The sequence below is a fragment of the Syntrophotalea sp. genome (assembly GCF_050253115.1).
Lineage (GTDB): Bacteria > Desulfobacterota > Desulfuromonadia > Desulfuromonadales > Syntrophotaleaceae > Syntrophotalea > Syntrophotalea acetylenica.
The window spans coordinates 1-18,789 of record NZ_JBFWJQ010000014.1; the positions used below are offsets into that span (position 1 = coordinate 1).

The window sequence follows — 18,789 nt, forward strand, 5'->3', positions numbered from 1 at the left end:
GAGTGCCGCGCCGAACGAGGCGCCGGGCAGCACGCCGAGCAAGCCCGGAGACACCAGAGGATTGATGAACATGGACTGAAAAGCCGCGCCGGATGTCGAAAGCGCGGCGCCGATGAGCACCGCCGCCGCAATACGGGGGGCGCGAATCTCCCACAGAATATTGCGCAGCAGGTCGTACCGCTCAGGGCCGAGGGCCGCTGCTCCCGTCACCTGCTGACGGAAAAAAAGCAGAATTTCATAAACCGAAACCGGATATTTGCCGAGACTCAGCGAAACGGTCACCAACCCCAGCAGCAGCAGGCAAAGCGCTCCTGGCAGCCACAGACGATTCAGTGACGGTGAGACCGGTCGGTCGGCTATGGCAGCTTTATCCATGCTCTGGAACCTCCCTGCTTTCAAGAATGAGCCGGATATCCTCGTCAGAGAGATGGACCCGCAGAAACAACCGGTAGAATTCCCGCATTTCCCGCGGCATATCGATATTGAAATGCCGCGGGTAGAGAACCTGCGCAACCCACTGGAGCCCCAGCAGACGCATGAAGGAAGGGGGCCGGTCAAACCAGTTGAACGGAATCCGGGGGATCAGGTAGACCCGCCGGTTTTTTACAGCCGGCACGTTGCGCCACCTGGGCGATAAAAAGATTTTCCTGAAAAAGACGGGGTCATGCACCAGAATCACTTCCGGCCGGTAAAGAAGAACCTGCTCAAGGGATATTTTCTCCATGCCGAAAAGGTCGTCTTTTTCCCCCTTATGAACATTGAGTCCACCGGCCAGGTCGATCAGTTCGGCGTGCCAGGTGCCCCGGCCGTCGGTGCTGAGACCGTCGGCCCCTTCGGCATAGTAGACGCGCACCCGCTCCGAGGCCGGCATGGACGCCACTCTCGGCAAAATCTCCCCCAGGGTTTTTTCGGCATAGGCAGCAAGCTGTTCAGCCCTTTGCGGACGCCCCAGTATCCGCCCCATGCCGCGGATATCGCGCGGGTAGTCCTGCAGGCGCTGCAACGTCATGTGGGCAACGGGAATCCCGAATTGCCGCAGGAACTTGTCAAAGCGCTCACTGACGGCCGTCTTCTGCCAGCAGATCACCAGCTGTGGCCGGGTTTTGACGAGCGCCTCGAGGTTGGGGGCATTCCCCACCCCGAAAAACCCGCCAACCACCGGCAACCCTGTCATCGCTTCTGGCAGGTAACGGCGATAGCGCTGGGGCAGCGGCAAGGTCAGACCGACCAGCAGGGATGGATCGATGGCGCAGGCCAGGTAACTCTCCGGCGGCGAAGCGACATAGACCCGCTGCAGGGGCTCCGGCACATCGATCCTGCGCCCCGTCATGTCCACGATTTCCCGTGCCCCGGCACCTGTCGCGATCAGGGTGACGAGCATCATGCACCACAGGGCGCGACCCATACTGTTGGTCAGGTATCCTGCCATATCCTTGCCTCCTCCGGCAGTGCTCCAACTGCTGTGTCAGCTTTAAAATCGGTACGCAACATTTCCGAAATAATTGATGCCGGGCTCCGGATACCCCTCATCGTAGGCATAATTGGTATCGAAGAGGTTGTTGATGCCGGCGTCGAAAGTCACTCCTGGAAGCGGTTCGAACACAGCCTTGACGTTGGCCACCGCAAACTCGCCGGCGATCCGCACACCGTCGGAAGAACTGAAGGAATTGGAATGGTAGATAAGATCCGCCTGCAGGCTGAGCCATGTCCGGGGGCGATACCGGACATAGGTGAACAGCTTGTGATTGGGCGTGCCGGTCAGCTTGTCATCGTTGTCCCGGTTGTTCCTGTCCATGAGGGTGTAGTTTATGCCGGCTTCCAGGCTGTCGCTCAGATTGCCCTCAATCCCCAGCTCCAGGCCATACTGCTCCACCTTGCCGACATTCTGATTCTGGCCGATGGTTGCGGTCGGATCGTCGGGATCCTGAATGGTGGCCTGCAGAATGAAATCCTCGATGTCGCTATAAAAGAGAGCCGCGTTGAAGGACAACCGATCCCACAAACGATTCCGATAGCCGATCTGGTAATTGATCGCCTTCTCCGGTTTCAGGTCGGGGTTGGGAATGGCCGTACCCAGCCGGTAGGAATACTTGTCCTTGATGGTCGCGAGGCGGGTTTTATGCGCGACGGTGGCATACAGGACCGCGGTATCGGTCAGCTCGTAGAACAGCCCGATCTGGGGATTCCAGGCGTCGCTTTCACCCTTGGGAAAATCGACCAGTTCGCCGCTGATAAAATCCTGGGCATCAAGGGTCCTGGTAGCGTCGTAACTCAGACCGGCAACCACCTTCAGGTTATCCGTCAGGGTTATGGTGTCCTCGGCTCCGACGGAATAGATCTCGTCCGCGAAGCGCTGGTAAGGATTGGGCCGGTTGTGCTCTCTGTGCACATCGCGCTTGTAGTGAAACGCCACCTTCATTTCGTTGCGCGGCAGCAGTTTTGTGCCGACCTCTAAGGAGCCGCCGTAGGTATGATCATCGTAATTGCTGCGAAAAGCATAAGGCCGGGAGATGGTGTCATATTCAGCATTATCGTAGCTGAACAGGGAGTTCATGTAGCGATCATAGTAAAGACGCGTCTTCACATAGGATGCCTCGCCCAGGCCGGTGCGGGTATTGATATAATAACTTTCCTTCTCCCAGTAGGGCCATCGCCAGTACTTTATGCGCTCCGAAGAAGCGCTTCCGGCGTACGGAGGCGTCCCCTTGACGCCGTGCTGATAGATGTAGCTGAAAGCGTACTCGTCATCGCCGCGTGGCGTCAGTCCGACCTTGATATTGATTTTGCGGTCCCTTGCATAGGAGTTCTCGCGCCGGCCTCCATCTTCGTTGGCCGTCTTCCGAAAATCATCTGAAAGGCGAAAGTAGTCAGTGTTGTACCAGGACGCCCCGGTCTGCAGGTACCACCAATCCTGATTGGTGCCAAGATTGAAATAGGCCTGGTAGCTGTCTCCGGAGGCATACCCGGCCCCGCAATTCCCCTCGAAAGCCGTTTCCGGCCGCTTGGATACGAGGTTGATGGCACCGCCCATGGTATTGGGACCGTACAACACCGAGGCAAAACCTTTGGAAAGCACGATCTGTGACAGATCAAAAGTGGTGAAACGGCGCAGATCAGGATAGCCGTCATAGGGCACATAGATGGGGATGCCGTCCAAATACAAAGGCACGTGCCGAAGGTCGAATCCCCGGACATATACGGTGCTTTCATTACGTCCCCCGACTTTGCTCAAATGAACCCCCGGCAACATGTCCAGAGCTTCGGCAACATCGTCGCGATTGAAGTTGCGCAGGGTCTCTTCGGAAACCCGCTCGGTCAGCAGACTCGCGGCGCCTTGCTCTTCATGGGCAACAACCTCGATCTCGCCCAACGCAAACACACCACTGGCGGCAACTTCGACCGCTACCGACTCGGGGATTGGGAAAAACAGCAGCACCAGGCCCAAAGACCAGATCACCGGGCGATTCGATTTAGTCATTCCTGCAAAAATGAACATGTCCGCTGACCTCCTGCAAAAACAGCACATTTAAACAAATCATGTTGGCTCAGTCCTTATCCCACCACATGACGGCCCAGCGGATGCTGCGCGGCTCACGACGCTGCCAGCGCCCCTCCCGCAGAACAAAGGAGTGGTCGATATAGTCGCGCAAGGCTTTTTCTTCCTGGGGCAGCATTTCTCCGACCTTGTCCCGCATTCTCAAAAACAGCGTCTCCTTGTCCGGATAGGTCCTTTGTCCCCGGGAGGTCAGAAATTGCAGATTGGCCTGCAGCCCCATCTGGTAAAGCAGATTGTAAACATAGATGTAATCCGCGCCACCACGGCGGCGGCGCCCCACGGCTCCGAGCATGGCGGGGTCCTGCGGTCCGTCGCCGACCGGGGTTGAAATGCAAACGCGGCGCAGCGCGAACCGGTCGAGCTTTGCAATCGCCTGGCGCAGGTCGGCCACAATCAGGGAACGCGAGGCGATGACCAGATCGTGAGGCTCGATAGCCAGCGCCCGCCAGTCGTCCGTCCAGGATGCGCAAACCGTTTTGACATTGCCGATGCCACCTTTCTCACAACCAGCCCGCAGACCATCGAGCATCGCCCCGGAAATATCCACTCCCGTAACCTGCCGCACCCGCCCGGCCAACGGAATGGCGAGGGTCCCCGAAGCACAGCCGACATCCAGCACCCTCCACTCGGGACAGGGATCAATCAACGTTAAAAACTGGTTGACATAAAAATCGTCTTCAACGCCCGTGGCAAACGATGACGCCCGGTTGTCCCAATAGATTCGGGTTCGCTCCTCGTCACGACCTTCAGGGTTGTGCTGCTTCCAGATTTCGTTCCAGTCGATGCTTCGTATATCCATATCTCCCCGCTGCCGGATCAAAAAGGTTTGCAGTTGCATCCGAATGACACGATCATGTCATTTGCGTCCTGTTTTTACGGCCACGCCATCGGAAAACGCGGCGGCCAACGCAGTAAGAACGCGCCGAACCGGACACAGGACATTCCGGCGGCATGCGCACCGAACAAGAAAGACCACGCCAAGTCGTCGGTATCGGAGGGGAAATGCGCCAATTCATCGCACCTGCTGGCAACGGAGGACGAAATGAGCGCATGGCCAATACGCGGCGCATAAAGTCATGCGGGTTACGCTGAGTCCATCGCCGACAGAGAACGAAATAAGCGCGAAAAGAGTGGTCCAGGTTGATTTACCGGGGAGGTTAAGTTATGTTGCCCGAACGGGAACTTTTCTCATCCACCCTTGATATGGCAGGATAATGTCATATGGTACATAATAATGTCAAAAGAAAATTTGGTACTGCATAACACGATCCGCAAAACCCGGGAAGAGCGGGGCTGGTCGCAACAGGAACTGGCTGACCGGGCCGGACTCTCGCGCACCGGCATCAGCGCTATCGAGGCCGGACGCCTCATTCCGTCCACGGCCGCCGCGCTGGCGCTGGCCACGGCGTTCAACTGCCGGGTGGAGGATTTGTTCGTGCTCAGCGGCCAGGAGTCCGCGCAATGGGCCTGGCCCCCGCCCCAGGATCCCTGCCGCTACTGGCGGGCCATGATCGGGTCACGCCAACTCATCTATCCGGTGGAATCAAGTCCTCTCGGGATTCTGCCCCATGATGGCGTATGGCGCGATGGAGAATTTCACGACCACCCCTTTGCGGATCCGGTTCGCACCCTGGTAGTTGCCTGCTGTGATCCGGCGGTAGGCCTTTTGGCAGGCGAATATGCGCGCCAGACGCCCTTCCGCATGCTGGTGCTGCCCCGTTCCAGTCGTACCGCCGTGGAGCTGCTGGCCGCCGGCCTGGTCCATGCGGCGGGCATTCACCTGGCCAACGCCGCCACACCCGAGGAAAACCGCGAGACTGCCGCTAAAATCCTGGGAGAGGATTTCTGCCTGATCCGGGTGGCCAACTGGGAGGAAGGCCTGGCACTTGCCCCCGGCCTCGCCGGCCAGGATATCGAGTCGCTCATGAAGGCCAACCTCAGATGGATCGGCCGGGAGCAGGGCTCCGGGGCGCGCCAGGTTCTCGACGAATTGTCCCATGGACTGCTCGTGCCCCAATACCTTGCCCGCGACCATCGCACCGTTGCCCAGAGCATCCGCAACGGTTTTGCTCAGGCTGGCGTTTCGGTGCGCCTGGTCTGCGAAGAAGAAGGGATCGACTTTCTTTCGGTGCGCATGGAACCCTATGACCTGTGCTTTCTCAAGACTTTGATGGACGATCCGCGGCTGCGAGCCATGGTCGAAGTCATCCAATCCCCCGCCTACCAGAAACAGCTTTCCGGCCTGCCCGGCTACGACAACCACCAGACCGGCGAACTCGGCTAGTTTTCATCCGGAAACGGCCCTTTTCCGCCGTGGCGGCGTCAATCTGCAGGCTTGCTTGTGTGGCGTACCGATGTACGCCTCCGCGCAATCCCTTGATTTCCTTGCTACAACGAAAAATTGCTCGTTCCCTATATGAAAACCACGCGGCATCCATCCGGAGTTCCCGGATGGATACCAGCTAACGCTTTGCCGCCAGGTGAAGCGTTGTTTCACCCGACATGCCGGGTACCGCAAGTTCGTTCTTAAGGACGAAGCCACAGGCATCAAGCGCCGCATTAAACGCCTCCGGATAACAGAGCGGATGACCGAAACTCCGCAGGCTTTTATCCAATTCGACGAGACCGCCCGCGGGCATGCCGCAACCGGGAGCGCAGAACCAGTGGTTCGACACCAGCAGCCCGCCGGGATTGAGCGCTTGCCAAACCCGCCGGAAAATTGCTGGCAGATCCTTGCGAAACTTGTACAACAAGTGGGAAATCAGCACGATGTCATACCCCGAGCCGAAATCATCGACGGATACATCCCCGTTTGCGACATCGACCCGATCGGCCAGCTGGTAGGCTTCAATATATTCCTGCGTAAAATTCGTAACATGGGGCTGATCGAACACCGTGGCGGTCAATTGCGGTTGGGCCTGACACAGCGCAATGGCGTAAAGCCCGTGGCCACCGCCGAGATCGAGCAGTCGCCGGGATCCGTCGAACCCCTCCCATCCCCGGACCGCGCGCGTGACGGCCTGCAGTTCCCCGCGCAGGGAGCGTTGAGCGAGAGCCTGCAGGAAGTCCCGGTCCGGACCGGACCGGGATGTGCCGGACGCTGGCCGGTCTCGCTTGAGGGTGTCGCCCAGCCGGGCCCAACTGGACCGTGGCGCGGCAATGCTTCTGAACCATTCGGTTTGACGCATAGGGCTCGAACGGACCAGCATGGCCGACGCGGCAGCCGAGTTGCGATACCGCTCATCACCATGGCACAGCAGTCCCATGTCCACCAGCGCCTGCAGATAGCTGCGCATAAACATGCCGTTGATATTCATGGCCGCGCCGATATCCTCCCTGGTCGAATCAGGGTTTCCCTCCAGCCATTCAAACAGCCCCAGATCCACGGCATGGGCCAGAACCTGATAGGCTTTGTAGCCCTCTGCGATATCATCCAGCAATTTCAATTCCCCGACCACCGGCAGATCCATCAATTGGTGTGTCATGATCAGCAATACCTTTCCCGTTATGGTCCTACGACTAAACACGCTGTCGGCCGGAACAGTGCCGCGCCATGATCAGAATGCATACTTTTCCAGACAGAATCCGCCATGACCCATCGCAATGATATCCGCCACCCGCGGCTTCATTCCGGCAAAAATCATGGGCAGCACCCCGTCCAGAGCGGTTATGCCGCCGCGCAACACCCCTGCCGGCGTACCCAGCACAGGCACGTTCCGCAACATCGCCAGGCCGAGGATGGCGCTGGGCATCATCGGCACCCCCTCCATGATGACGTCCGCTCCGGACGCCCGGATGCCATCCATGGTGACATCATCGGGATCAACGGACATGCCGCTGCAGGCGAAGATGACTTCGCAGCCTGCCGCGTGCAGCTCCGATATGGCCCGAGCGATGGCCTCGACATCGTCGGGCACGATGATGGCATGCGCCAGGGACACGCCGAACGGCTCGACCTTGCGCGCCAGAACGTCCGCGAACCGGTCCGTGATCCGCCCCTTGTAAACCTCACTGCCGGTAATAACCGCGCCGGCTTTTTGGATCCTGAAGGGCAGGACATCCAGGATTCTGCCCTTGTCGCGGCACAGATTTTCCACACTTAACAGTTTGGCCTCGGGCACATACAGGGGCATGATCTTGACCATGGCGACAGACTCCCCCTCTCTGCAGGCTGTCCAGTTGTGGCGGGTGCCGATGGCGAAATCGCCCAGCCCGTTGATCTCGTCCAGCAGTGGAACATTGATTTTCAGCACGCCGGTGGCACCGGCCTTCAGCCGCGCGCCTCCGCCACGCCCGCCATCGACCCGCAACCCCTCGCCCACCGTGGCCCGGGCGATACGCAAGGCGGCTTCATTTTCATGAATATCCGGCTCATCCCCTTCGACGACATAGATATGCTCCTTGCCGATTTCGAGAAACCGGGGGATGTCCTCTTCCCGCACCACGTACCCACGTTGAAACGGCAGCGCCCCGCCTTCACCCGGCGTGATCCGCACAACCTCGTGCCCAAGCACCATGCCAACGGCCTCTTCAATTCTGACTTTTTTGATCATATGCTTTTACCTTTGCTGAATTGTTTGGTTTATTTCCGGCACTGCCATGCATGCCCGGGCGAACCGACTCCATGGAAGGACTTTTAAAGATCCGGCTCAGAAGTCGAACTGGAGCGAAGCGAAAAAGGTGCGTGGCGCGCCTGGATAGTAGGTTGGCGCATCCCGCCCGATGGAGGTATCGCCGGCCGATATAATGGAAATATAGTCCTCGTCCAGCAGGTTGGTAACGGAGGCGGCCAGCGTAATTGCGCGTCTTTCGGCAAGTTTGAAGCGCCTGCTCAGGGTCAGATCGACCACCACATGGGATTTGACGCTGTATTCGTTTTCCACGTCGGCGTAGCGTTTGCCCAGATAGCGAACCGTGGGGGTGAACCTGAAACCCTTCATGTCCAGGTTTGCCGTCCAGTTGGCCATGAACTTCGGCACGTTGGGAAGCTGGTGTCCCTTGGCATGAATCGTCGTCCCCCCGGAGGATTGAACGTCCTCGGTAAATTCATATCTGTTGTAGCTGAGGGAGACAGAGGTGTTGAAGTAGCGGTTGAAGGAGTAGCCCACGGCCATTTCAGCACCGTAGGCGTGCGCCTCGCCGACATTCTGCCAGTAGCTGAAGGCCAGCTCGGGATCGTAACAGTTCAGGGCGACGTTTTTGACCAGGGAATAATACAGGGTCGGCGCGACAAACCATGATCCGTGCGTATAGTTCAGGCCGAGATCGAAGTTGTGCGAGACTTCCGGCTTGATGCTGTGCCAGACGTCCTGGAGCTCCTCATCCGTCAAGCCTTTTTTATAGTACTGGATAATCGCCGATCCCAGACTGTACTGAGGGGTTTCGTAATTCTTGCCATAGCTGGCCCGCACGGACAGGTTGGGTGTGAAGTCATAGCTGGCCCCGACACTGGGAAGAAACAGCTCATAGGTCTTGCCTTTCACATCGACGAGAACATCGTCTTCGCCGACCCTGGACAAGGCTTCCGAATAACTGACATCCCCGAGATCCGTGGTGTCGTAGCTGGTAAAGTCGGGCGACGTCATCCACAGGTATTTCAACCCGGCGCCAAGCGTGGCGTTTCCGATGGTTTTTTCCGCGGCCAGGTAGGGACTCTTGAACTTGTGGTTGCTGCCCTTGACCAGCCTTTCCCAGGACAGAAACTCCCCGTCGGTCGACAGATACTTTCTGGAGGTCGGCGGTCCGGGCGGTTCGTCCTGCTGATACCAGTAGCCCAGCTTGATCACGCCCTGGTCGATGGCATGGCTCAGCTCGAAAATGGCCCCATAGGTATCGTGATCGACGATCCAGTCGATGACCTTGTTCTGGCTCCCGGTATAGCTGTGTCCCTTGTCCTTGAGATAATAGGGGCGGACGGTAAGCTTCAGGTCTTGCGTAACAGGAATGCCCAGCTTTCCGAAAATCGTATAGGTTTCGAAGCTCTGCCTGTTGTAGTCGTAGTAGTACATGTCCTGCGAGCTGTCGCCCGTCAACCTGGTATTGTAGTCAAAATCCTTGTACCTGGACAGATTTCTGGTCTGTTCGTAGGACAGCCCGCGATAAGCATGCTTATTGTCTTCGTTGTAGATCCCGTACACCTCCGCCTCGAACTTTTGTACCGCGCCGGACAGGCCAAAGGCGAAATTCTTGCGGGCATCCGGTGACTGGCCCTTGCCCTTCCATTTGTCGGCATCCGTATAAGAGGCGGAGACAAAGCCGCGGGCAATGCCCCCCAGAATGCCTGTATCCAGGCGCGCATAGCTGCGCATGAAATCTTCACTGCCGAAACCCTGCTTGAGGGTGGCGTGGGCATAATCCAGCGGCCGCCGGACATGCATATCGACCACGCCGCTTTCGTTGCCGTAACCAAACCCGCTGTCCGCCGAAACGGCCCCCTTGGTCAGGGAAATGGCCTCGATATTTTCCAGATCGACCATGGTGCTCAGGCCGACGCCTGGACCGATCCCCTTGAGCGGCAATCCCTCCAGAAGCTCGCCGACATTGCGGTTCGACTTGCCCCGAATGCGGTGGGATATCTCCATACCGAAGGCATCCTTGGAGGTAATATCGACGCCCGGTTGCAGAGATATGGCCTTGTAGGGGCTGATCTGTTCCGCGCCGCCCTGGACTTCAATGGTTGCACGGTCAACCCGTTCTTTTGTGCCGATCGCCGACCAGGCCGGTTGAATGGCGAATTCCCCTTCTTTTTGCCCCTCCACCTCTATGGCCGGAAGCGTTATCTCTTCTCCGGCGCAAATTCCGCTGCTGATCAAAAGGCTTGTCAACACAAACGATAAACAGACCTCCTTTAGTCTCCATTTTTTCACTGTGCGGTATTTCACGATCCCTCCTGTTTGCCCAATGGCAATACACGCGCATGCATTCATCCACAAAAAAACATCCTGCATCCAAACTCATCACCAAAATTTCACAACAGTGCTCTCAAAAAAAGCTTTGAAGCTCCGCATCGGTCAGCTCATACCCATGAAACTTGCGATAAAAGCAACGCACTTCACGGCTCAGATCAATATCCTCCATAACCTCCGGATACAGCTTCATGCTCAACCACAAAATTCCGAGAATGGCCTCCGGAGACGGCCGATCCCACCAGAACGCACCGACCGGGCACGGATACACGGCACCTTTTTTGACGGCCTTGACCTTCTTGAGTTTCTGGTTGGCCAGGATGGCAGATACCGGACTCTGACCAGTTCGCGTATTGGAAACGACAATGACATCCGGATTCCAGAGCAACAGCTGTTCAACCGTAAGCTCCTGGGAAAAGCCCAGCGAGGCGGCCACATTGATGCCTCCGCCGGCGCTGATGAAGTGATGGCCCCAGCTATGGCGCCCGCCGGTGACGAGCGGCGAAGCGACACCGTGCGACGTATAAAACACGCTTTTCCTCTTTGCCACCGGCACGGTGGCCACGCGCTCTTCAATCAGGTTCAACGTCCGCCGCCAATAGGAGACAAGCTCCGCAGCCGTTTCCTCGGCCCCGAGCAGCGTACCCATCTCGCGGAACTCCCTCAGCAGCGTCGGGATGTCGGCACGGCCTACCGCGACCGTGAAAACCGGGATGCCAAGGCTTTCGATTTTTTCGTTGCCCTGGGGCGAAACCAACCCCGCGATGACCATATCCGGCTTCAGGGACAGAATTTTCTCGAGGTTGATATTATCGAAAGACCCGGCATCGCAGGCGCCGTCGAGAGCGGGATACATCCGATGAAACTGCCGGAAAGTTCGGTCTGACGGTTGTGCCACGATCTTGTCCGCCCCGCCCAGAACTGAAACCTCGTGAGCCGCGCCACCGTAGCAGGTGACGATGACGCGGCGAATGGCCGAGGGGATTTTGACGGCCCGGCCAGCGCTGTCGATCACCGTCCTTGCGCTTGAGGAACCGCCGCCGGGGTTTTTGCCGGCGGCCTCTCCCGGCATCGGAGCGCACACCCCGATCAGGATAAGAACCAGCGGAAAGATCACCCATAGACTGTTTTTCATATCCGTCCTTCACAAAATTACCGCCGCCGGTGGTCCCGCAATCCCAAAACTTCTGGGCGTCGCACGATCTTCACAGGGCTCCATCCACTCAGCCGTGGCAGGGCAGGCTCCCGAAGGCGGCATCCTCCTCACCGCGACGCACCACGAGCCTTTCCGCCGACTTGCCGTAAAAGTGATACCCGGAGCCGGCTTCCGCCAGAACATCGAGCAGCTTGTCGGGATCCGTCACCGTGATGCTGCCGATGGATTTGACACCGCGTCGGAAAAAGGCATCCGGCAGCATGCTGGCGGTGGGTCCGACCAGAATCACCTCTGCGCCGGGCTTCACCTGGGCCAGAATGCCTTCCAACGTATCGTTGAGCACGGTGGTGCCGGTGATAATGAGCAGATCCGCCTGCGGAATGACTTCGTGCGCTTTTTCCGGCGGCACGAAATAGGGCAGTTCATCGGCCTTGAGGGTGCGTGGATCCTTTTCGAGAATATGAAAAGGCTGTTTGCGTTCCTTGAGCATCTTCAGATAGGGGACCAGCGCCCCGATGACCACTGCCCGGGCACCGTCGGGAATGGCCACCTTGTCCACGGGGTCGGCCCCGAGTTCGAAGGTGTAATCCTGGGGAAACCGCTTGCGCCAGCAGGTGGCCGACAGGGCATTGAGCACCGCAATGCTCATGGCTTTTTCCAAGGGCCTGTTTTCGGCGAGTTTATCCAGATAGGAGGAAACCGGCTGGCCCTTCAGCTTGCCGGAATTCGGCATGGCGCGCGCCGAACTGGGACAACACACCGCTTCGGGGATCTCCTTGACAGGGGTAAAACAGATGCCGCCCGACCCGTTGGAAAGCTTGACGCCCGTGAAAAACAACCCTATGACGACCCTTTCCACGGTTATGGACGCCATCTCCTCGCCAAGCACCGAACGGATTTGATCGATCGTCTCCGACAGAATGGAACTGTTGACCTTTTCAGAAATCATTACGGATTCTCCTGCTGAATGAATGGTGATTTGTGTATTTCCGCAGACATCGCCATTGATGGAGGGGATGACAACCGTGCAAGGAAGAGAGAACCGGGACAGGTCGCCCCCCCTCGATCCTTCATATTTGACATGATCGTGTCATGTTGACATTATCGTGTCAATGAAAACTTTTTATTTCCTTCATGGTCCAGGCAGCGAGCGGCAAACGGCCGCACTCGACCGCGGTCCCAGGCAGCCGGGGACAGTCGCGAATCGCCCTGCGGACGCTTCGCTTCCTTGAGGCAACACGCCCTTGCGACAAGCAGCACCGGAAGTTTCGACCGGCCTGACGAAGGATCGTGCCCGAATCAGGATGTACGGGAAAAAGTTATCGGAATGACGTGTGAAATGCGGCCAGCGAAGCAGCAGCCGACAGGTCGAAAGGAGGTTGTGGCGCAACAACAGGCGGGTGGTGGGTCTCGGCAAATAATGGCAAAGGGCTCAGCAGGAGCCCGAGGTGACGGCATACCGATAGCCGATGCCATGCACGGTAACGATGACCCGGGGCGCGGCCGGGTCGGGTTCGATCTTTTTGCGCAGCTGGGCGATATGCTGATCGAGGGTGCGGGTGGTGCCCTGGTAGCGGATGCCCCAGGCGGCATCGAGCAGCATGTCGCGGCTCAACACTTCGTCGGGGTGGGTGAAAAAAGTCTCCAGCAGCACCATCTCCCGGGGGGTGAGACTGAATTGACGTCCGGCCAGCCGACCGCGATAGCATTTGCGGTCGATGCACGCCGTGCCGATATGGATGGTGGACGGCAGCGCCGGCGGATCGTCACAGGGCAGCGGCTGGCGGCAGGTGCGGCGCAGCACGGCAGCGATGCGGGCGCGCAGCTCATGGGTGCCGAAGGGCTTGGTGATATAGTCGTCCGCGCCCAGTTCCAGACCCACCACCTTGTCGACTTCCTCGCCCTTGGCGGTCAGCATGATCACCGCCAGCGGCAGATTGCGGCGGCGGATCTCCCGGCAGACGTCGAAGCCGCTGCGGCGCGGCATCATGATGTCAAGCAGCACCAGGTCGAAACAGCTGTCGGTCAGCCGCTGCAAGGCGGCCTCGCCATCGGCGGCGTCTTCCACGAGATACCCTTCCGCGACCAGCAGATCGACAAGCCCCTCACGGATGTGACGCTCGTCCTCGGCAACCAGTATGCGCACAGGGGACATAAAACTTCTCCTTGGATCGGTTAGCGGCGCATCGAAGAAGGCGCGTTTGCCGCGGTGGCTTCAGAAGCGCCGGACGCCAGTGGCACCAGCATCTCGAAACAGGCACCGCCGTCGAAACGGGGCTGATAGCGCAAGTCTCCGCCCATGTCCCGCAGCAGCCGGCGGGCGATGCTCAGGCCAAGGCCGCTGCCGGGACATGCAGCGGTCAGGGCATCGTCGACACGGTGGAATTGCTCGAAAATACGATCCCGGTGGGCCACGGGGACTCCGGGACCACGGTCCATGACGGTGATCCGGCAGCGCTGCTCGATCTGATCGAGCCGCACCGCCAGTTCCTTGCCGCCGGCGGCGTATTTCAGGGCATTGTCGATAAGGTTGAGCAGCGCCTGCCGGACAGCGTCCCGGTCGGCCCGCACCTCGGGGATTTGCGCGGAACCGGATCGCAGCAGCCGCATGCCGGCCTGCTCCAGGCGCAGCTGCTGGCTGTCGAGCACTTCGTCAAGGCAGTCCGCCGGCGAAAAATCACGCACATGATACTTTTTACGCCCCTGCTCCAGGCGGCCGAAATCGAGTACATTGTTGACCAGCCGGGTAAGCCGCTGGCTTTCCTCGACAATCACCCGCAGATAATGGCGCTGTCGCTGTTCCGGCAGCGCATGACCCTCGGCCAGCAGTTCGGCATACAGGCGGATGGTGGTCAGGGGGGTTTTCAGCTCATGGGAGACATTGGAGACAAAGGTGGTCTTGCGGCGGGCATCGCGCATGTTCCGCCAGGCCTGCCACAACAGCAGGGACCCGCCGAACAGAATGGCCGCCACGAAGCTGCCCACCAGCAGGCCGGACAGCAGCCGCAGCCCCCCTGTGCCACCCGGCGCGACAGCGCTTCGGTAGATGCGCAGCTCCCAGTGCGGCAGCCCGGCGCCCAGCGACTGGGTGACATACGGCGCCGACCCCGGCTCCAGCGCGCCGGATCCGCTCTGATGCACCGCGCGGCCGTGACCGTCGACCAGCACCCAGGTCTCCCCGGACCGAGGCGCCGGCATGGCTACGATCAACCGCGACAGCAGGGCCATCATTTCCATCTCCAGGCCGACATGGCGCCCGGAGCCGGCCGGCCGCTCGATCCAGCCAAGCAGATAGAGGCCATCCTCCCAGAACCAGGGAATCCAGCCGGACGCTGAAGTTTCCTGCCTCGGGTTTTCCCCGGCGGCGCCTTGCGTCAGACGGCGCAATTGCTTGCGAGGCGAAGCAGCGGCAAATTGGCCCGGCACGTCCAGGTCCGGCCCGCGCCAGGGGATGCGGCCCCGGAACAGGGCATCGTAACGATCGATAAATTCGGACTCTTCGCGGCTGGAAGGTGCTTGCGGATCGGGCAGAAGCAAGCCGTCCGGCCCGGCGATAAACACGTTGCGGATCAGGGGGTTGGAATCCTTCCACTGCTCCAGGCGGTCGGCCAGCTGCACCTCGGGCAGGCTGCGCAAACCGGCGAGCAGCCCGTCGCGCACCTCGGCGATGGCCAGATCGAAACTCTCGGCCGCGCTCATCGCCCGCCGCCGCGCCGCCTCGCGACTCTCGGCCGCGACCCGCTGCTGTTCGTTGCCAAGCAGGCGCAGAGCCATGCCGCCGATGAGCAGGGTCGGCACCAGCAGCAGCAACCAGGCGATAACGATAAAACGTGTTCGGAGCATGCCCGTTTCCCGCGCGGGCCAAGGTGGCCTTCAACAGCCTCCCGGGTCCGTCCATGAAAGGGCCCTCCGGAACGTAGCGGATTCCGGAGGGCGTCGCTGACAGAGGATTCTGTCTATTTGTAGGTTTTCTGCTGGCTGCGGGTCTTGAAGCTTTCGGAGCGGATCTCTTTTTTGCGGGTCTCGTCGAGCCGTTCCGACTCGAAATCGACCGCCTCCTCTTGCAGTTGGGCGGCCTCTGCGGCGAGATCCTCGAATCCGAGTTCCACGCTCTGCTGCTGCAGGACCTGGCTGCTCTGGCGCAGTTTGGCGGCGGCCTCGTCCTTGTCCCCCTGCTTGTAAAGGGTCAGCGCTTCATCCCGCGCCACCGCCATCTCGTTTTCCACCACCGCCTGCCGCACTTCCTTGCTGGCGGCCTTGCGCACCTCTTCGATGCGGCCGCTGACCGTGGCCCGGGCCTGGGTGGCGGAATGTTCGCCACGGGCGGTCAGGGCATTTTCATAGCGACAACGCACCTCGCCCAAATCGAGGGTCTGGCCCGCGCGGCTGGCCGGAACCTCCACCTCGACCAGGGCATATTTCTCCTGGCCGCCGTAGAGCTGATTCATGCGGATCTCGACATGACGCCCGCGGATACGACCCTCGCGGCCGATGATGCGCAGCGGGCGCACCCCGGCGGGGCATTCGACCTGAATAACCACCTGCTGCGCCACCACGCTCAGCACATCGCCCAGCTCCGCCGCGAAGATACGCGGCAGATCCCGGCTCGATTCGACAAAATAGTGATTGCCGTCACTGCGTTCGGCCAGTTGCGTCATCAGATCTTCGTTGAAATCGGTACCGACGCCGATGGTGGTGACGGAAATCCCCTCCTTGAGCAGAGCGGCGCCGAGTCGAGCCAGATCATCGGCCCGGCTGGGCCCGACATTGGCCAGGCCGTCGGACAACAGCACCACGCGGTTCACGAAAGCCCCGTCACCGTGCTTGCGCACCTCCGCGGCACCCTGGCTGACCGCTCCGAACAACGCGGTATTGCCTCCCGGGCGGATGCCCCGGATACGGGCCTCGATGGCTTCCGTATGACGGACCGGCGCGGCGGAGACCAGGGTTTCGACCTGGTGATCGTAAACGACAAGAGAAAACAGATCGCGGCCGTTGAGACGACGCAGCGCTTCGATAGCCGCTGCGCGGGCATTTTCGATCTTGCTGCCGGACATGGAACCGGAACGGTCCATCACCAGCGCCAGATTGACCGCCGGCCGTTCCTTGGGCAGCGGCAGGGTCGGCGCGGTCAGAGACACCTTGATCACGGCGCGTTGCGCCGGTCCGGCGGGCAGTACCGGCTTGTCCAGCTGCGCGGAACATCGCACCAGCGGCGCGGCAAAACCGGCATTGGCGAGCAGCAACAGGCCGGTGACGGCAAGCGGCAGGCGGAAAAATTTCATGGCAGGCTCCTTTGGCTGTTTTTCAGAGAAAGAAAAAACCGTAAGTTCCGTTTCTGGAGCCATTAGAGCACGGCGACCGCCGCCAGTCGTCACGGCCGGGTAAAAGGTTTGTAAAAAAAATGTCAAAAACGCCGACACCCCAGCAAAAAGCCCCGACACGCTGCGGGATCAGCCGCCGAAAAAGCAGGTCACATAAACATAACCGCCTGTCATCAGGACAAAAAAGCTGATTCCCGCCCAGCTTAGCACGCGCAGGAACTTGCCCGGCCGATAACGCTCCGGCACATTCGGACCGTTCATCACCTTGAAATTGATGATGGCCAGGACCGGCGAGGTGACGAAGGAAACCACCGCGGCAAAGGTAAGCAGCTGGATCAGGTTTTTGACAAACAGCAGCACCACCAGCGACGCCGCCAGCCCCGACACGAAAATCCAGGCCTGATGAATCTGGCGAAAGCGGCGGGCCGGCAGATCTCCGATAAGGGAACAGCACGCGGCCAGGGAGCGGGGATAACCGTCCATGGTGGTCAGGGTGGTGCTGAACATGGTGAAAAACGCCGCCGTCAGAATCAGGGGCCGGGACCAGTCACCGATGGTGGCGGCGTACAGATTGACCAGCTGGTTGGAAAAAGCGATGCCGCTATCCGAAAAGGATTCGCCCGAACCGAACATGACCAGCGCCCCCAGGGCCAGAAACAACACGGCCAGCACCACCGCCGCGCTGTAGCCGAGGTAAAAATCGATGCTGGTCTCCCGCACCGTGGCAAAGTGGCCGGTCTGCTCTTCGCGGCTGAAAATCCACAGCGACGACCAGGCGGAAAGATCGACCGGCGCCGGCATCCAGCCAAGCAGACTGATCAGAAAGGCAAAGGAGGCCCAGTTCCAGGGGCTGGGCGGGACCATTTCACCCGTCACCATGCGGCTGCCCGGCATCGCCAGGGCTACCGCAACCAGAGTTCCCACGGCCAGCAGCAGAATGATCCCCTTGGACATGGAATCAAGCAGTTTGTAATGCCCCAGCAGCAACAGCAGCATGCAGATCCCCACCAGGGCGACGGTGAGATGGGGCACGGAAGCGCCCAAGAACCCGTAACCGGCAAACAGGGCGCCGCTGAGCATCGCCACCCCGGCGATATTGATGGTGCCGGTAAGAATGTTGATCAGCAGAAAAATCCAGACGAATACCGTGCCGTGGCGGCGATAGCCGGCCAGCAGACTTTCCCCGGTGGCCGCGGTGTAGCGCTGTCCATACAAAAAGAAGGGAAATTTCAGCAGATTCGCCAGCAGGATCAGCCCCAGCAGCCGCCAGCCGAAATCGGCGCCGGCACGGGTCGACCAAACCAGATGGGAGCCGCCGATGGCCGCGCAGGACATCAGGATCCCCGGGCCGAGAGCCTTCCACAGCCCCGACTGCACAAACCCCGGCGCCGCCTTGGGCCCGCACGCCCCGTCAACCGCCACCGCTTCAGCCACCGCCACATCCTGATGCTTCTCGCCGTTCATCCGTTATCCTTCCCGGTGGGTTAAGCCACCGTGCTCCAGCGCTTATCAACCATCGCACTCCAATACCACTGTCCTGGCTGCTTCCGGAATATTGAAAAACAGGCCCTTTGTCAATACCCAAAGGTGAAAACAGCTGGCATCATGCCGGCAACAAGCTGTTTCAGGATTGCATACGCGCTGGGCGAAGTGAAAACGGTTATTAAAACTTACAGCAGCAGCGTCCATTCCAGGTGCTCTTTGCTGCACGCATAGCCCGATGCATTCCAGGCGCATGCCGCGACCGCCTGTTCCGTGCAAAATTGACATTGATCAATTTATTCCCTGGTTTTCCGCGTTAGTGTGAGATCGCCGGAACAGAGGGGATGTCCCCTCATGTCGATCGGC

The 18,789-nt window shown here is 59.7% G+C and carries 14 protein-coding genes; 1 reads left to right on the forward strand and 13 read right to left on the reverse strand.

Features of this window, described 5'->3' with window-relative positions:
* The 4 genes from AB7E65_RS02845 to AB7E65_RS02860 all read right to left on the reverse strand — a co-directional run.
* Positions 1–375: iron chelate uptake ABC transporter family permease subunit (locus AB7E65_RS02845; protein ID WP_428745231.1), on the reverse strand; the 375-nt coding region annotated here is incomplete at its 3' end.
* Complete coding sequence (locus tag AB7E65_RS02850; RefSeq protein ID WP_083558607.1) at positions 368–1,429, reverse strand: ABC transporter substrate-binding protein; 1,062 nt, start codon at positions 1,427–1,429, stop codon at positions 368–370. The genes AB7E65_RS02850 and AB7E65_RS02845, both read right to left, overlap by 8 nt.
* 42 nt (positions 1,430–1,471) lie before the next feature.
* Positions 1,472–3,496, reverse strand: a complete 2,025-nt coding sequence (locus tag AB7E65_RS02855) for a TonB-dependent receptor plug domain-containing protein (RefSeq protein ID WP_083558605.1) — start codon at positions 3,494–3,496, stop codon at positions 1,472–1,474.
* Positions 3,497–3,545: 49 nt separating this feature from the next.
* On the reverse strand, positions 3,546–4,355 hold the full coding sequence (locus tag AB7E65_RS02860) for a class I SAM-dependent methyltransferase (RefSeq protein WP_428745232.1): 810 nt from the start codon (positions 4,353–4,355) through the stop codon (positions 3,546–3,548).
* Between the two features lie 450 nt (positions 4,356–4,805).
* Here AB7E65_RS02860 and AB7E65_RS02865 point away from each other — a divergent pair, with 450 nt between their 5' ends.
* A complete protein-coding gene (locus AB7E65_RS02865) occupies positions 4,806–5,840 on the forward strand; it encodes a substrate-binding domain-containing protein (protein ID WP_320360581.1) in 1,035 nt (344 codons plus the stop codon).
* A gap of 178 nt (positions 5,841–6,018) precedes the next feature.
* On the opposite strand, the gene AB7E65_RS02870 is transcribed toward AB7E65_RS02865, so the two are convergent.
* From AB7E65_RS02870 to AB7E65_RS02910, 9 genes are all read right to left on the reverse strand, one after another.
* Positions 6,019–7,041: a methyltransferase gene (locus tag AB7E65_RS02870; RefSeq protein WP_428745233.1), complete on the reverse strand. Its 1,023-nt coding sequence runs from the start codon at positions 7,039–7,041 to the stop codon at positions 6,019–6,021.
* Positions 7,042–7,113: 72 nt separating this feature from the next.
* A complete protein-coding gene (locus AB7E65_RS02875; protein WP_428745234.1) occupies positions 7,114–8,109 on the reverse strand; it encodes a molybdopterin-binding protein in 996 nt (331 codons plus the stop codon).
* Positions 8,110–8,205: 96 nt separating this feature from the next.
* Positions 8,206–10,383, reverse strand: coding sequence for a TonB-dependent receptor (locus AB7E65_RS02880; protein WP_428745235.1), 2,178 nt, complete (start codon positions 10,381–10,383; stop codon positions 8,206–8,208).
* Positions 10,384–10,537: 154 nt separating this feature from the next.
* On the reverse strand, positions 10,538–11,596 hold the full coding sequence (locus AB7E65_RS02885; protein ID WP_428745236.1) for an ABC transporter substrate-binding protein: 1,059 nt from the start codon (positions 11,594–11,596) through the stop codon (positions 10,538–10,540).
* An 88-nt stretch (positions 11,597–11,684) separates the two neighbouring features.
* Entirely contained in the window at positions 11,685–12,566 is an 882-nt protein-coding gene (locus AB7E65_RS02890; protein WP_072286667.1) for a DUF364 domain-containing protein, read from the reverse strand.
* Between the two features lie 483 nt (positions 12,567–13,049).
* The gene (locus AB7E65_RS02895) at positions 13,050–13,772 is read right to left on the reverse strand and encodes a response regulator transcription factor (protein ID WP_072286666.1); all 723 of its coding nucleotides are present in this window, start codon (positions 13,770–13,772) and stop codon (positions 13,050–13,052) included.
* 20 nt (positions 13,773–13,792) lie between these two features.
* Positions 13,793–15,460 carry a sensor histidine kinase gene (locus AB7E65_RS02900; protein ID WP_428745237.1) on the reverse strand — a complete coding sequence of 556 codons (1,668 nt, stop codon included), beginning with the start codon at positions 15,458–15,460 and terminating at the stop codon, positions 13,793–13,795.
* Between the two features lie 113 nt (positions 15,461–15,573).
* Positions 15,574–16,902, reverse strand: a complete 1,329-nt coding sequence (locus tag AB7E65_RS02905; RefSeq protein WP_428745238.1) for a vWA domain-containing protein — start codon at positions 16,900–16,902, stop codon at positions 15,574–15,576.
* 168 nt (positions 16,903–17,070) lie between these two features.
* The gene (locus AB7E65_RS02910; RefSeq protein ID WP_428745239.1) at positions 17,071–18,405 is read right to left on the reverse strand and encodes an NRAMP family divalent metal transporter; all 1,335 of its coding nucleotides are present in this window, start codon (positions 18,403–18,405) and stop codon (positions 17,071–17,073) included.
* Between the last annotated feature and the right edge of the window lie 384 nt (positions 18,406–18,789).

Excerpts from the sequence above, each read along its gene's own strand:
- AB7E65_RS02860 (WP_428745232.1), bottom strand. The coding sequence starts at position 4,355 with ATGGATATACGAAGCATCGACTGGAACGAAATCTGGAAGCAGCACAAC.
- AB7E65_RS02870 (WP_428745233.1), bottom strand. The coding sequence starts at position 7,041 with ATGACACACCAATTGATGGATCTGCCGGTGGTCGGGGAATTGAAATTG.
- AB7E65_RS02905 (WP_428745238.1), bottom strand. The coding sequence starts at position 16,902 with ATGAAATTTTTCCGCCTGCCGCTTGCCGTCACCGGCCTGTTGCTGCTC.
- AB7E65_RS02855 (WP_083558605.1), bottom strand. The coding sequence starts at position 3,496 with ATGTTCATTTTTGCAGGAATGACTAAATCGAATCGCCCGGTGATCTGG.
- AB7E65_RS02850 (WP_083558607.1), bottom strand. The coding sequence starts at position 1,429 with ATGGCAGGATACCTGACCAACAGTATGGGTCGCGCCCTGTGGTGCATG.
- AB7E65_RS02885 (WP_428745236.1), bottom strand. The coding sequence starts at position 11,596 with ATGAAAAACAGTCTATGGGTGATCTTTCCGCTGGTTCTTATCCTGATC.
- AB7E65_RS02875 (WP_428745234.1), bottom strand. The coding sequence starts at position 8,109 with ATGATCAAAAAAGTCAGAATTGAAGAGGCCGTTGGCATGGTGCTTGGG.
- AB7E65_RS02895 (WP_072286666.1), bottom strand. The coding sequence starts at position 13,772 with ATGTCCCCTGTGCGCATACTGGTTGCCGAGGACGAGCGTCACATCCGT.
- AB7E65_RS02900 (WP_428745237.1), bottom strand. The coding sequence starts at position 15,460 with ATGCTCCGAACACGTTTTATCGTTATCGCCTGGTTGCTGCTGCTGGTG.
- AB7E65_RS02890 (WP_072286667.1), bottom strand. The coding sequence starts at position 12,566 with ATGATTTCTGAAAAGGTCAACAGTTCCATTCTGTCGGAGACGATCGAT.
- AB7E65_RS02910 (WP_428745239.1), bottom strand. The coding sequence starts at position 18,405 with ATGAACGGCGAGAAGCATCAGGATGTGGCGGTGGCTGAAGCGGTGGCG.